Source organism: Actinokineospora globicatena, assembly GCF_024171945.1.
Classification (GTDB): Bacteria; Actinomycetota; Actinomycetes; order Mycobacteriales; family Pseudonocardiaceae; genus Actinokineospora; species Actinokineospora globicatena.
Genome location: NZ_JAMTCR010000002.1, coordinates 658768 through 671733 on the forward strand (window position 1 = coordinate 658768; position 12966 = coordinate 671733).

The following is a 12966-nucleotide window of genomic DNA, read 5'->3' on the forward strand; positions in this document are numbered from 1 at the left end:
GCTACCGGAGCGCGGGTGATCTCACCTACAGCCGCATTGGCGCAGCGCGGCCGCCACAGCGTCCAGCGCGGGCTGCGCGGCACCGGGGACCGAGCCGTTGGACATGAGCGCGAACACCAGCAACCGGCCGTCGGTGTCGAGCACGATCCCGGCCAGCGAGTTCACGCTCGACAGGGTGCCGGTCTTGGCCCGCACCCAGCCCTTGCCGGGCGCGGCGGCGGGACCTTGGTAGCGACCGGCCAGCGTGCCGCTGCCGCCCGCGACCGGCAGCGCGCCGAGCAGCGGGCGGAGCTTGGCGGTGCGCGGGTCGGCGCCGTCGGGCCCGGCCGCCACCTTGAGCACGTCGGCGAGCAGCGCGGCGCTCACCTGGTTCAGGGTGGACAGGCCGCTGCCGTCGTCGAGGGTGACCGTGCTGGTGTCGAAGCCGTTGTCCTTGAGCGTCTTGATGGTCGCCGCAGAGCCGCCCGCGAACGAGGCCTCCTGGCCGGTCGACTTCGCGACCTCGCGGGCCAGCGCCTCGGCGAGCACGTTGTCCGAGCGCTGCAGGGTGTTGTCCACCAGCTCGACCACCGGGGCCGAGCGGACCTCGCCGAGCACCTTGGCGTCGGCCTTGGCCTGCGCGGTCGCCTTGGTGGGGACGGTCGCGCCGATCCGCTTGGCGAACTCCTCGGCGAGCGTGCGGGCCGGGTTGGCCGAGCGCGGCGAGACGGCCTTGGTCGGGTCCGACCGGCCGCCGTCGAGCATGGCGGGCACCATCGGCGCGATGTAGCCGCCCGCGACGTCAGCGGGGATCCAGCCCTTGGCGATGCTCTCGCCCGAGTAGCGGTCCAGGTCGAGCAGCACGGTGGTGACCGGCCCCTTCGCCTGGACCTGGGCGACGAGGTCGTCGAGGTGGGCGGCGCCGGGGAAGACGGTGTTCTTGCCCGCCGGGAACGACGACAGCGTCGGGTCGCCGCCGCCGACGATGATCACCGTGCCCGGCTGGTCGCCCGCGACGACCTTGGTGGAGAGCTGGGCGGCGTGCGGGAGGGCTAGCAGCGCGGCCGCCGAGGTCAGCAGCTTCGTGGTGGACGCGGGGACCAGGGTGGTCTCGGCGTTCTGGGAGAACAGGACCTCACCGCTGGCCGGGTCCACGACGGTGCCGGTCAGCGTGCCGAGCACCGGGTCGCTGGCCGGACCGGCCAGGGCGGCGCGCACCCCGGCGGCCGTCGGGGCGGCGATGTCGGCACCCGGCCCCTTGAGGGTGGGCGTGAACTGCACCGGACCGGGCGGCGGCGCGATGGTGACCTCAGGCTCGGCCGCCTTGATCCCCAGCTTGTCGCGCAGTCCCGGCACGAACTGGATGGCGGCCGCGGCGCCGAGCACCACGGCCACGACCAGCGCCATGGCCACCAGCAGGCCGATGCGCGGCTTGCGCGGCTCGACCTGCTCCGGCTCGGTCCGCTGGTCCTGCGGCGGCTGCTGCGGTGGGCCCGGCGGGACCGGCAGCACGGGTTTGGGTTCCCTGGTGACAGCGCCGACCTTGATCACCTGGGTGCGCTCGGCCTGGCTCGACGGCGGGGGCGGCCACGCCCCCGGCCGCTGCTGGCCCTGCTGACCTGGCTGACCAGGCGGTAGCTGCTGGCTCGGTTGACCGGCCGGGCCCGAGTTCTGCGGACCGGGGCGTTGCGCGCCCGGGCGCTGCGGCGGGCGGGGACCGTTCGGCGGCCACGGCGGGTTGCCCTGCGGGCGCCCCGGCCGTCCTGCCGGGAAGGCAGCGGTCGCGTCGCTGGAGGGTCGTCGCGCGGGCTGCGTGGTGTCTCCATCGCGCCCACTGGTCGGCGGTGGGCCCACCTGGGTCGGCCCGTCGAGCAGCCGCCCCCGGTTCCCCACGTGCACCGTCACGTCCCCATCCGCCGGTTCACTCGAACGTGGATCAGCGGATCCGGGCGTGTCGCGGACGTGGGTCTCGTCACGTAACGCGGGCCCGCGAGCGCTCCGAGTGGTCGACTCAGCCGCCCCGGTGGGGCCGTCGTCGTCCACGCTCGGCCACGCCGCGTCGTCCTCCGCGGGCCACTCAGGGTTGTTGTCCGGCACGTCAACAAGACGTTCGCCCTGTTCACCAGGTTGTCGCCGGGTTCGATCCCGATCTTGGCCGTGCTCTGGTCCCGGCTGCGGCACGCCGCGTCCTCCCCCTGCGTTCCCGGTGAACGTCACACCCGGATCGGTTCGGGCCGGGGCGACACCGTGGTCCACACTAGTGAGGTAGCAGAGGAAGCGAGCAGGAGCGAGGACACGTCAGTGGAGTTCGACGTCACCATCGAGATCCCCAAGGGGAATCGCAACAAGTACGAGATGGACCACGAGACTGGTCGCATCCGGCTCGACCGCACCCTCTTCACCGCCACCCAGTACCCGGCGGACTACGGGTTCGTCGACAACACCCTGGGTGAGGACGGCGACCCGCTCGACGCGCTGGTCCTGGTGCAGGAGCCGACCTTCCCGGGGTGCCTGATCCGCGCCCGCGCGATCGGCATGTTCCGGATGACCGACGAGAAGGGCGGCGACGACAAGGTCCTGTGCGTCCCGTCGCACGACCCGCGCACCGAGCACCTGCGTGACATCCACCACCTCGCGGAGTACCACCGCCTGGAGATCCAGCACTTCTTCGAGGTCTACAAGGACCTCGAGCCGGGCAAGAGCGTCGAGGGCGCGAGCTGGGTGGGTCGCACCGAGGCCGAGGCCGAGATCGAGCGCTCGTACCAGCGGCTCAAGGAGTCCGGCCTGACCCTGCACTAGCGGGTCGCCAGCAGCCAAGAACCCCCGCGCACCCCTCGGTGCCGGGGGTTTTCGCTATTCCCGGACCCAGCGCAGGCGGCCGAGCGCGTCGATGTCGGGCCGGTACTCGGCCGGGCTGACGCCCTCGAGCCGGTCGGCGGTGCGGTCGAGCAGGTCGACCAGGTCGTCGGCGTGCCGCTGCATCGCCGGGTAGCGGTAGACCGCGCCGTCGTGCAGGTAGAGGAAGTTGCCGGACTCGCCCCTGGCGAACGGCACGTCGCCCGCGCCCCAGCCGGGCACCGCGCACACCTCGGCCACCGTCATGAGGATCTCCCGCACCGTCAGCGGCTGGTAGGCGGGCGGGAAGCTGAACCCGTCCACCCGGACGCCGTCGTGCCTGCTCAGCGAGATGACCAGGTCGGCGGGCAGCCGGGTGCCGAGGTCGCGCTGCAGGCCGATCATCTCGGTCCGGCTGGCCGGGGCGTTCCAGGACGCCGAGGTGGCCGCGGCGTTGTCGACCAGCCACCGCTCGACCCGCTCCCAGGCGACGGCGACCCGCTCGGCGACGACCGGGTCGGTCTCGGCGAGGGTCAGCGGCCCCTCCGGCGGCCTGCACCTGGCGTCGGCGGTCGGCGGCGCGGTGCTCGGCCGGTCGGCCGGGTGCTGCTCGATCGCCACGCCGAGCGCGAGCGCGCCCGCGATCAGCACCCCACCGACGGCGAAGATCGCCACCACAACGCGCACCGATCCACCCCCTGGGTTGTCCCCCGCCAGGATGACAGAGACCTACACAGCCGGTGCACAGCGCGTTCCTGGTTAACAGTCGAAGCATGGGCGTCATGGACCACCACATCGAAGACCACGACCGGGGACTCGCCTTCGACCTGGCCACCCTGGGCAGACGACGGATGTTGACGTTGATGGGTGGCGCGGGTCTGGCGGCGCTCACCGGCTGCGGTACCGACCACACGGGCCACAACATGGCCGCGAGCACGACGACCACCGCGACCACCGCGGGCACCCTGGCGCAGTCGCAGGGCGCGGCAGCGGCGTCGGACTGCGGCACCGAGACCCCGCAGGAGACCGGTGGCCCGTACCCGGCTGATGGGACAAACGGGCCGAATGTGCTCACAGAGAGCGGAATCGTCCGCAGTGACATTCGGTCTAGCTTCGGTACCTCTACCACCACGGCTAAGGGCGTTCCCTTGACGGTAGAGCTAACGATCCTCGACTTCGATCAGTCCTGTGCGGCCATTCCGGGCGCGGCGATCTACCTGTGGCACTGCGACATCGACGGCAACTACTCGATGTACGGCAAGGGGATCACCAACGAGAACTACCTGCGCGGCGTGCAGGAGACCGACGCGCAGGGGAAGGTGAAGTTCACGACGATCTTCCCCGCCGCCTACTCCGGGCGGTGGCCGCACATCCACTTCGAGATCTACCCCAGCCTGACCGAGGCGACCAAGGCGGGCGATCCCATCAAGACGACGCAGTTGGCGCTACCCAAGGACATCTGCACCACGGTCTATGGCACAGAGGGGTATTCGCAGAGCGTCCGCAACCTGGCCCAGACATCCCTAGAGCGGGACAACGTCTTCGGTGACGGGTACGAGACCCAACTCGCCTCGGTCACCGGCGACGTGACCGCCGGCTACGCGGCAACGCTGACTGTCCGGGTATGACAAACGGCCCCGCTCTCAGGTGAGTGCGGGGCCGTTTGGTTAGCGCTATCAGTGCATCGCGGCGGCAGGAGCCGCGTTGGCCTCCGCCTCCTCGTCAGCGGCGCGCTGGATGCCGGACTTGTTCAGCAGCGGCGTCTCCTTGAGGAACCAGATCAACCCGAAGGCCACCAGCGTCACGATCCCGCCGACCAGGAACACCGTGTCCAGCGAGCTGGCGAACCCGCTCAGGATCGGCCGGGCGAGCACCGGGTCCAGCGTGTTCAGGAACGCGGTGTTGTTCAGGTCGACCCCGGTTCCGCTGGCCAGGCTCTTGGCGAACTCGGGGTTCTGCGCCAGCGCCGCGGTGAACGCCGCGTCGCCGCGCACCGAGCCGAACGCGTCACCGATGCGGTCGCCGACCACGCTGAACAGGATGGACAGGAAGACCGCGGTGCCGACGGTGCCGCCGATGGACCGGAAGAAGGTCGCCGACGAGGTCGCCACCCCCATGTCCTTGACCGGCACGTCGTTCTGGATGGCCAGGATCAGCGTTTGCATGCACAGGCCGAGCCCGGCACCGGTCAGCACCATCACCAGCATGACCTGCCACATCGGGGTGTCCACACCGACCTGCGAGAACAGCAGCAGCGAGACCGTGGTCGCGCCGAGGCCGATGATCGGGAACTTCCGGTAGCGGCCGGTCTTGGCGATGATCTGGCCGGACCCCATGGCCGCGACCAGGATGCCGAAGGTCATCGGCAGCGTCATCAGACCCGACTCGGTCGGCGACGCCCCCTTGACGATCTGCAGGTAGAGCGGCAGCGACATCATCGTGCCGAACATGCCGACACCCATCACGAAGTTGACCACGTTGGTCAGCGCGAAGGTGCGGCGGCGGAACAGCCGCAGCGGCAGCAGCGCCGCGTCACCCATGCGCTTCTCGACGAAGACGAACGCGACGAGCCCGATCACGCCGACGGCGTACATGGCCAGCGCGCGGCCGGAGTCCCAGCCCCACTCGCGGCCCTGCTCGGCGACGATCAGCAGCGGCACCAGGCCGATGGTGAGCATGATCGCGCCCCAGTAGTCCACCCGCTGCGGGACGCGGCGGTGCGGGACGTTGAGGTAGCGGGCGACCACGATCAGCGCGACGATGCCGATCGGCACGTTGAGCAGGAACACCCAGCGCCAGCCCTCGATGCCCGCGAAGGTGTCCAGCCCGGCGAACGCGCCGCCGACGACCGGACCGGCCACACTGGACAGTCCCCAGACGCCCATGAAGTAGCCCTGGTACTTGCTGCGCTCGCGCGGCGGCACCATGTCGGCGATGATCGCCAGCGCCAGCGACATGAGGCCACCGGCACCCAGGCCCTGGACCGCGCGGTAGGCCGCGAGCTCGTACATCGAGTTGGCGATGCCGGAGAGCACCGAGCCGACGAGGAAGAACGAGATCGCGGTGAGGTACATCGGCTTGCGGCCGAAGATGTCGGAGAGCTTGCCGTAGAGCGGGGTGGAGATGGTGGCGGTGATCAGGTAGGCGGTGGTGGCCCACGCCTGGATGGTCTGGCCGTTGAGCTGGTCGGCGATCGTCTTCATGGCCGACGCCATGATGGTCTGGTCGAGCGCGGCGAGCAGCATGCCAAGCATGAGCCCGGAGAGCACGGTCAGGATCTGCCGGTGGCTCAGTTGCCCTGGTGCGGCATCTGAAACCGGTGCTGACATTACTTTCCCCCTTCGGAACGCGCGTGGGTGGCGCATTCGGTGATGAGCGTTGGCAGGTAGTCCGCGTGGTCGGCGAGGAACCGCTCGAACAACCGCACAAAGGTGTCCAGGTCTTCGTGGTCCCAGTGGCTGACCATCTTCGCCAGCGACAGCGCCATCAGGGCGCGCTGGCGCTTGAGCAGGTCGACCCCGGCCTCGGTGACGGCGAGCAGGCTGGCCCGCCCGTCCTCCGGGTCGGCGCGCCGCTCGACGAGGCCGTCCTTGACCAGGGTCGCGACCTGGCGGCTGACCGTGGACGGGTCGGAGTGGATCGCCTCGGCCAGCGCGCTCGAGCGGCTGGGCCCGAGGGCGACCAGGTATTTGAGCAGCACGATGGCGGACCGGTCGACCCCGGCCTTGCTCATCCGCGCCGCGATGGTGGCCTGCTGCTTGCCGAAGGCGAACAGGACGGTGGCCAGCCGCTGCCCCTGCTCGATCTCCCGCGCGGAGAGTTCGGCGGTGGTGCCGGTGTCCTGCCCGACCGGGTCGACCGGCGTGGTCGCGACGGTTTCGGTCACCCGACACCTCCCGAGTTGCTTGCATCATCCAAGTAGTTGGTCGATACAAGCATGCGCTTTTCGGGTGACGGACCGCAAGCCAATAACCTGCGACCCCGCTCACACGCCGAACGCCCGGGACCGCCGCGCGGCACCCGGGCGTTCAGCCGGTGTTGACGCAGGTCAGGACCATCCCGGCATGGGGAACGCGGCGAGCAGCTCGCGGACCTCGGCGGCCACCTGGGCCACCTCGGCGTCGCCACCGGCCGCGATCGCCCGGTCGATCCACTGCGCCAACTGGGGCATGTGCTCGACCCGGAGACCACGGGTGGTGATCGCCGAGGTTCCCAGCCGCACGCCCGAGGGGTCAAACGGTTTCCGGGGGTCGAAGGGCACCGAGTTGTAGTTGAGCTCGATGCCCGCGCGGTCGAGGACCTTCGCCGCGGGCTTGCCCGCGACGCCCTTGCTGGTCAGGTCGATCAGGATCAGGTGGTTGTCGGTGCCCCCGGAGACCAGGTCGAACCCGCGCTCGACGAGGGCCTCGGCCAGCGCCTTGGCGTTGGCCACGATGTCGGCGGCATAGGTGCGGAACTCCGGCTTCGCGGCCTCACCGAGCGCGACGGCGATGGCGGCCGTGGTGTGGTTGTGCGGGCCACCCTGCAGGCCGGGGAAGACGGCCTTGTCCAGCGCCTTGGCGTGCTTGGCGTCGGACATCAGCATCGCGCCGCGCGGCCCGCGCAGGGTCTTGTGCGTGGTGGTCGAGATGATCTCCGCGTGCCCGACCGGCGACGGGTGCGCCCCTCCCGCGACCAGGCCCGCGATGTGCGCGATGTCCGCGACGAGCACCGCGCCCACCTCCTTGGCGATCTCGGCGAACCCGGGGAAGTCGATCGTCCTCGGGATGGCCGTGCCGCCGCAGAAGATCACCTTGGGCCGCTCGGCCAGCGCGAGTTCGCGAACCTCGTCCAGGTCGACCCTGCCGGTGTCCTTGCGGACCCCGTACTGCACAGCGCGGAACCACTTGCCGGTCGCGGAGACACCCCAGCCGTGGGTGAGGTGACCGCCCGCCGGTAGCGCCATACCCATGACGGTGTCGCCTGGCTCTACCAGGGCGAGGTAGATAGCGAGGTTGGCAGGGGAACCGGAGTAGGGCTGCACGTTGGCGTGCTCGACGCCGAACACGCTCTTGGCCCGCTCGACGGCGAGGGTCTCAACGGGGTCGATGAACTGCTGGCCCTCGTAGTACCGCTTGCCCGCGTACCCCTCGGAGTACTTGTTGGTGAGCACGGTGCCGGTCGCTTCCAGCACGGCGGCGGAGACGTAGTTCTCCGAGGCGATCAGCCGGATCTTCTCGAACTGGCGGCGGGCCTCACCCTCCACCAACGCCGCGACCTCGGCGTCCGCTGCGGTCAGGTGCGGGATACCAGGCTGGTGCATGGTCGTTCCTCCAGAGCGTACGGCGACAAGACCGGTGACACCCAGGCGTTCGGTGTCGCACCCGCTCCAGCCGCTCCCCAGTGGTCACTTCCACCCGTACACGCCAGTAACGACTCTGGGTAGCACCCTACCCGTTGCCGACTTTTGTTACCCGCGAGTAATCTCGCCCCATGAGCCTGGACTGGGTCGCCGACGCGATGAAGAAGACCGTCCCCTGGGTGAGCACCGCGGGCGTGGAGTTCCTCGAGGTCACCTCCACCCGGGTGACCTGCTCCCTGCCCGACCGCGAAGCCCACCGCAACCACGTCGGCGGCCCCCACGCCGCCGTCATCTTCGGCCTGGCCGAAACTGCCTCCGGCGCCCTAGCCCTGGCCGCCTTCGCCCCCGAGATGGCCCGCGCCACCCCACTGGTCGTCCGCTCGGAGATCCACTACCGCAAACTCGCCCTCGGCCCCCTGACCACCACAGCGACCCTGACCCGCCCCGCCGCCGAGGTCACCGCCGAACTGGACGCAGGCACCCGCCCCGAATTCACCGTCGACTGCACCATCCACAACGCCGAAGGCACCCTGACCACCGAGCTGGCCGTCACCTGGACCCTGCGCCCCAACCGCACCTGACCAACCCTGGCCCGATCCACCCACGTCAGCCTCGGGCTCACCCTCGCCCACTCACGGTCCGGCCAGCCACGCGCACACAGGCCCGCCCTCGCCCACTCGAGGCCCGACCCACCAGCTGCCCGGCCGACCCAACGCCGCCCGCGCCCCGACTCCGCCCCAACCCACCCGAAACGGGTCCCAGCCGCCCCGAACACCCCCACCGAGCCACCCCGAGTCGCCCCGAGTCGCCCCGGCAAGCCGCCCCGACCCGCCGCTCGCGCGCGCGGTCCCGACCCGGCCCAGCCCCCACCCTCTCCGGGGGGCGTCCCAGGTCCCACTCTACCGGCACCCCCTGACAGTTGATCTTCAAACCGGGGTCGCCAAGATCCAGATGTGGATAACTTCTGTCGCCCGGAAGACGGAACCTGAGGCCGCCCACGCACCACATGAACCAGCGGAAAAGCCCAGCTCAGGCCCGCTGGGCCCACTCTGCCAAGCCTCACTCAGCCGAGTGAGGCAACCCGGGTCGGCCCCAACTCAGGTCGGACGGGTCGGACGCGGCAGGGTCAAGGCGTTGTCGACGTCGACGTGGGCTTCGGGGTGTTCGGCCCACCACTGGGCGTAGGTGGGGTTGCGGTCGACGATGGAGCGGTAGGCGTGGGCGACGCAGGCGAAGACCTCGTGGCGCCGGGCGCCGAGGACGCCGTCCAAGCGGATCACCAGGACGACCGGGAGGCGCAGGATGGCGCCGCGCAGGGGGCGGATGACGAAGCCCGGGCCGCTCAACGACGCCGGTTGGGCCAGGCAGACCGCGCCCGCCGCCGCCAAGGCCATCGCGGTGCGGCCCTCGGTGACGTGGTGGGTGATGCGGGGCGTGAAGCCGAGCTTCTCGCAGGCCTCGCGGAAGCCGAGCCGCATCGTGTCCTGGTCGGGCGGGGGGACGACCCAGTCCAGGTCCGCGAGGTCGACCAGGTCGATCTCCTCCTGGGCGGCGAGCGGGCTGTCGGAGCTGAGCGCGACGAACTGGGGTTCCTCGACGATGGTGCGCACCTCGACGTCGCGCAGGGTGCGGTTCTCCATGCCCTCGAAGCGCTCGAAGACGGCGATGTCGGCCTGCTTGGAGGTGATCAGGTCGAGCAGCGCGGGCCCCGACGAGTCGATCTCGGTGCGCAGCTCGGAGGTCTTGATCCAGGCGCGCAGCTCGGCGATGAGGGCGCTGGTGAACAGCATCGGGCTGGACGCGACGACCAGCGGAGCCTCGGCCGGGTTCTGGGTGTGCGTGCGCGCGGTCGCCAGCAGCGCCGACATGTCCTCCAGCACGACCCGCGCCGAGCGGACCACGCTGCGGCCGAGTTCGGTGGGGATGCTGCCGTTGGAGCTGCGGCGGAACAGCTCACCGCCGACCAGCCGCTCGATGGAGCGAAGCTGGGCGGTGAGCGCGGGCTGGGTCACGCCGAGGCGGATGGCCGCTTTGGACACGCTGCCCTCCTCGGCGATGGCGCAGATCGCCCGGAGGTGGCGGAGCTCGAGTTCGGCCATAACTGAAGTTGATACCCCGTTCGGATGAGATCAAGCTAGAGCGACGCGGCATATTTCTGATACCGGTTTGCCGCGCGCCCATCTCGGGCGCGCCGGACCGGGGGCACAACCTCCGGGTCCCGCAGACTCCCGGTGCCCGGCACCGCCCACCCACGGCGTGCCGGGCACCGGATTCACACTTCCTCGATTCCCTTGGCGTGCCGCCGGGCGAGGTCCTGGTAGATCGCCGCGTTGTGGTCGACCCACGCCTTCGGTGTCCCCTCCAGCGGCACCTGCCGCTTCGCCGGTACCCCCATCGCCACCACCTCGGGTGGGATCTGAGTGCCCGGCCCCACCAACGCCGCCGCGGCCACCAGGGCGCGTTCGCCGATGACGGCCCCGTCCTGGATGGTGGCGCCGTTGCCGATGAGGGCTTGTGCGCCAATGACGCAATCGTGCACGACGCACAGGTGGCCGATGGTGGCGTTGGCCCCCACCTGGCAGCCGTTGGCGTTGACGTGGATGACCGTGTTGTCCTGCACGTTGGCACCGGCCCCGATGACCACGGGTCCGAAGTCGGCCCGGATGACCGCCCCGTACCAGACCGAGGCGTCAGCCTCGACGGTCACGTCGCCGATAAGAGTCGCCGTTGGCGCTATCCACGCCGACGGGTCGACCATGGGGCTCTTGCCCTCGAACGAGTACAACGGCATCGCCCCACACTAATGTCGGGGGGCATGATGCTCGACTCCGGCGGTTACGCCGCGACCGTGACCGAGGCCGCCGACGCGGTAGCCGCAGCTGAGCGAGCCGGGTACGACGGCAGCTGGGTGGCCGAGACGCAGATCGACCCGTTCCTGGGGATCGCGGTGGCCGCCGGGCGGACCGAGCGGATCGACCTGGTCACCGGCATCGCGGTGGCTTTCGCCCGCAACCCGATGACCGTCGCCGTGCAGGCCAACGACCTCCAGCTGCTCTCCGGCGGCCGGTTCGTCCTGGGGCTGGGGTCGCAGATCAAGCCACACATCACCAAGCGGTTCGGGATGCCGTGGTCGGCGCCCGCCGCGCGCATGCGGGAGTTCGTGCTCGCCGTTAGGGCTATCTGGTCCGCGTTCGAGACCGGCGACCGGTTGCGCTTCCTGGGGGAGTTCTACACGCACACGCTGATGACGCCGTTCTTCAACCCGGGCCCTAACCCGCACGGCAACCCCAAGGTCTATCTGGCCGCTGTCGGCGAACGGATGACTGAGGTCGCGGGCGAGGTCGCCGACGGCATGCTTTGCCACGGGTTCTCCACTGAGCGCTACCTGCGTGAGGTGACGCTGCCCGCGCTGGAGCGTGGTTTGGCCAAGGCGGGTAAGACACTCGACGGCTTCGACATCAGCGGGCCGAGTTTCGTTGCTAGCGGCTCGAACGACGAGGAGTTGTCGAAGGCGGTCGCCGAAGTCCGTAGGCAGATTGCCTTCTACGGCTCGACTCCGGCCTACCGCGGCGTCTTGGAGCTGCACGGCTGGGGAGCGCTACAGGACGACCTCAACGCGTTGTCCAAGCGCGGCCAGTGGGACCAAATGGACGCTCTTATCGACGACGAGGTCCTTAACACCTTCGCGGTAGTGGGCAATCCGGCTACCGCGGCCGCGGAGATCAAGCGCCGCTACGGCGACGTCGCCACCAGGATGACGGTGACGCCGCCGGTCGCGGCAGCCCTACGCGACGCGGATTAGAGCGGCGCCGGCCAACACGAAGAACACCAGGACGACCAGGGTGCCGGAGGTGCCACCCTTCCCACTGGTGACGACCTGGTCCACCGCGCCGGTCAGTTCGATCTTGCAGTGCGCGGTGACGATGTGCCTGCCCGGCACGATCTTCGGGAACTCGACGCGCGCGGAGAACTCACCCGAGGTGTCGGACACGGCCGTGCCGACCTTCTCGCCACCGGAGGTCAGGATGACCGTCTGGTTGGGCCCGCACCCGGTGCCCTTGGCGGAGAGGTCCTCGCCGGGGCGGACGCTCTTGCGGTCCAGCTTCAGGCCGCCGTCCACCGGCTTCTCGTCGACGATCGGCGTCGTCGACGTGGTGGTGGTCGGCGGCTCGGTGGTCGTGGTGTCCGAAGTGGTCGTCGTCGTGTCGGTTGTCGTCGTACCGGGCGTGATGGTTGTTGTTGTCGGCCCGGTCGTCGTTGTGGTGACCGTCGGACGAGTCGTGGTCGTCGCCGTGGTCGGCGGGGTCGTGGTCGTCGTCGGCGGGGCGGTCGTCGTGGTCGTCGGCTTGGTGGTCGTCGGCCGGGTCGTCGTGGTGGTGGGCGAGGTGGTCACCGTGAACCGGGTGATGGCGGTGTAGTCACCACCGCACACCGCGTTGATGGGGTAAGTACCCGGCTTCGCCGTGGCGGGGGCGGTGACGCCGAGCGTCCCGGTGCTCTTGCCGTCGGTCTTGATGGTCGGCAACGCCGTGAGCGACGAGCTGAACGTGATCGAACTGCAGTACCTCGGCGACGCCAGGGTCCACGTGATCGTGAAAGAACTCCCGGCGGGCCCGGAGGTGGGGCTGATGCCCAGCGACAGCACTGACTGTGCCGAGGCGGGCGAGAGCGGTGCCAGGGCGACCAATAATCCAGCCGCGGCAACGGAAATGCCCGCTAAGCGTCCAACACTGCGCACAGCTCGTACCCCTGTCCATGTCCCTGATCTCGTGGAACGCCCCGGTCCGAACCCGGACCGCTGTAGCATTCCG

The 12966-nt window shown here is 70.1% G+C and carries 12 protein-coding genes and 1 riboswitch; of the genes, 4 read left to right on the forward strand and 8 right to left on the reverse strand.

From position 1 onward, the window contains the following. Positions 1-21 precede the first annotated feature (21 nt). Positions 22-1884 carry a D-alanyl-D-alanine carboxypeptidase/D-alanyl-D-alanine endopeptidase gene (dacB, locus tag LV79_RS03075; protein WP_253831799.1) on the reverse strand — a complete coding sequence of 621 codons (1863 nt, stop codon included), beginning with the start codon at positions 1882-1884 and terminating at the stop codon, positions 22-24. Between the two features lie 396 nt (positions 1885-2280). Here dacB and LV79_RS03080 point away from each other — a divergent pair, with 396 nt between their 5' ends. Beyond that, a complete protein-coding gene (locus LV79_RS03080; RefSeq protein WP_253831801.1) occupies positions 2281-2778 on the forward strand; it encodes an inorganic diphosphatase in 498 nt (165 codons plus the stop codon). Positions 2779-2832: 54 nt separating this feature from the next. On the opposite strand, the gene LV79_RS03085 is transcribed toward LV79_RS03080, so the two are convergent. After that, complete coding sequence (locus tag LV79_RS03085) at positions 2833-3501, reverse strand: SMI1/KNR4 family protein (protein ID WP_253831803.1); 669 nt, start codon at positions 3499-3501, stop codon at positions 2833-2835. Between the two features lie 86 nt (positions 3502-3587). Between LV79_RS03085 and LV79_RS03090 the strand changes: the two genes are divergently transcribed. Continuing rightward, on the forward strand, positions 3588-4442 hold the full coding sequence (locus LV79_RS03090; protein WP_253831804.1) for an intradiol ring-cleavage dioxygenase: 855 nt from the start codon (positions 3588-3590) through the stop codon (positions 4440-4442). Between the two features lie 48 nt (positions 4443-4490). On the opposite strand, the gene LV79_RS03095 is transcribed toward LV79_RS03090, so the two are convergent. The 3 genes from LV79_RS03095 to glyA form a co-directional block, all read right to left on the reverse strand. Continuing rightward, positions 4491-6143 carry an MDR family MFS transporter gene (locus LV79_RS03095; protein ID WP_253831806.1) on the reverse strand — a complete coding sequence of 551 codons (1653 nt, stop codon included), beginning with the start codon at positions 6141-6143 and terminating at the stop codon, positions 4491-4493. After that, positions 6143-6700, reverse strand: coding sequence for a MarR family winged helix-turn-helix transcriptional regulator (locus LV79_RS03100; protein WP_253831807.1), 558 nt, complete (start codon positions 6698-6700; stop codon positions 6143-6145). The genes LV79_RS03095 and LV79_RS03100 overlap by 1 nt, the downstream gene beginning before the upstream one ends. 162 nt (positions 6701-6862) lie before the next feature. Further along, positions 6863-8116 carry a serine hydroxymethyltransferase gene (glyA, locus tag LV79_RS03105; RefSeq protein WP_253831809.1) on the reverse strand — a complete coding sequence of 418 codons (1254 nt, stop codon included), beginning with the start codon at positions 8114-8116 and terminating at the stop codon, positions 6863-6865. Positions 8117-8148: 32 nt separating this feature from the next. Continuing rightward, a riboswitch (ZMP/ZTP riboswitch) is annotated at positions 8149-8237 on the reverse strand. Between the two features lie 49 nt (positions 8238-8286). Here glyA and LV79_RS03110 point away from each other — a divergent pair. Further along, a complete protein-coding gene (locus LV79_RS03110) occupies positions 8287-8736 on the forward strand; it encodes a DUF4442 domain-containing protein (RefSeq protein ID WP_253831811.1) in 450 nt (149 codons plus the stop codon). Positions 8737-9252: 516 nt separating this feature from the next. On the opposite strand, the gene LV79_RS03115 is transcribed toward LV79_RS03110, so the two are convergent. Both LV79_RS03115 and LV79_RS03120 read right to left on the reverse strand, forming a co-directional pair. Continuing rightward, positions 9253-10254, reverse strand: a complete 1002-nt coding sequence (locus tag LV79_RS03115; RefSeq protein ID WP_253831813.1) for a LysR family transcriptional regulator — start codon at positions 10252-10254, stop codon at positions 9253-9255. Positions 10255-10427: 173 nt separating this feature from the next. After that, positions 10428-10946, reverse strand: a complete 519-nt coding sequence (locus tag LV79_RS03120) for a gamma carbonic anhydrase family protein (protein WP_253831815.1) — start codon at positions 10944-10946, stop codon at positions 10428-10430. Positions 10947-10970: 24 nt separating this feature from the next. Between LV79_RS03120 and LV79_RS03125 the strand changes: the two genes are divergently transcribed. Then, on the forward strand, positions 10971-11957 hold the full coding sequence (locus LV79_RS03125; RefSeq protein ID WP_253831817.1) for an LLM class F420-dependent oxidoreductase: 987 nt from the start codon (positions 10971-10973) through the stop codon (positions 11955-11957). Here LV79_RS03125 and LV79_RS03130 read toward each other — a convergent pair. Beyond that, the gene (locus LV79_RS03130; protein WP_253831819.1) at positions 11940-12893 is read right to left on the reverse strand and encodes a hypothetical protein; all 954 of its coding nucleotides are present in this window, start codon (positions 12891-12893) and stop codon (positions 11940-11942) included. The two genes, LV79_RS03125 and LV79_RS03130, sit on opposite strands and share 18 nt — an antisense overlap. Positions 12894-12966 lie beyond the last annotated feature (73 nt).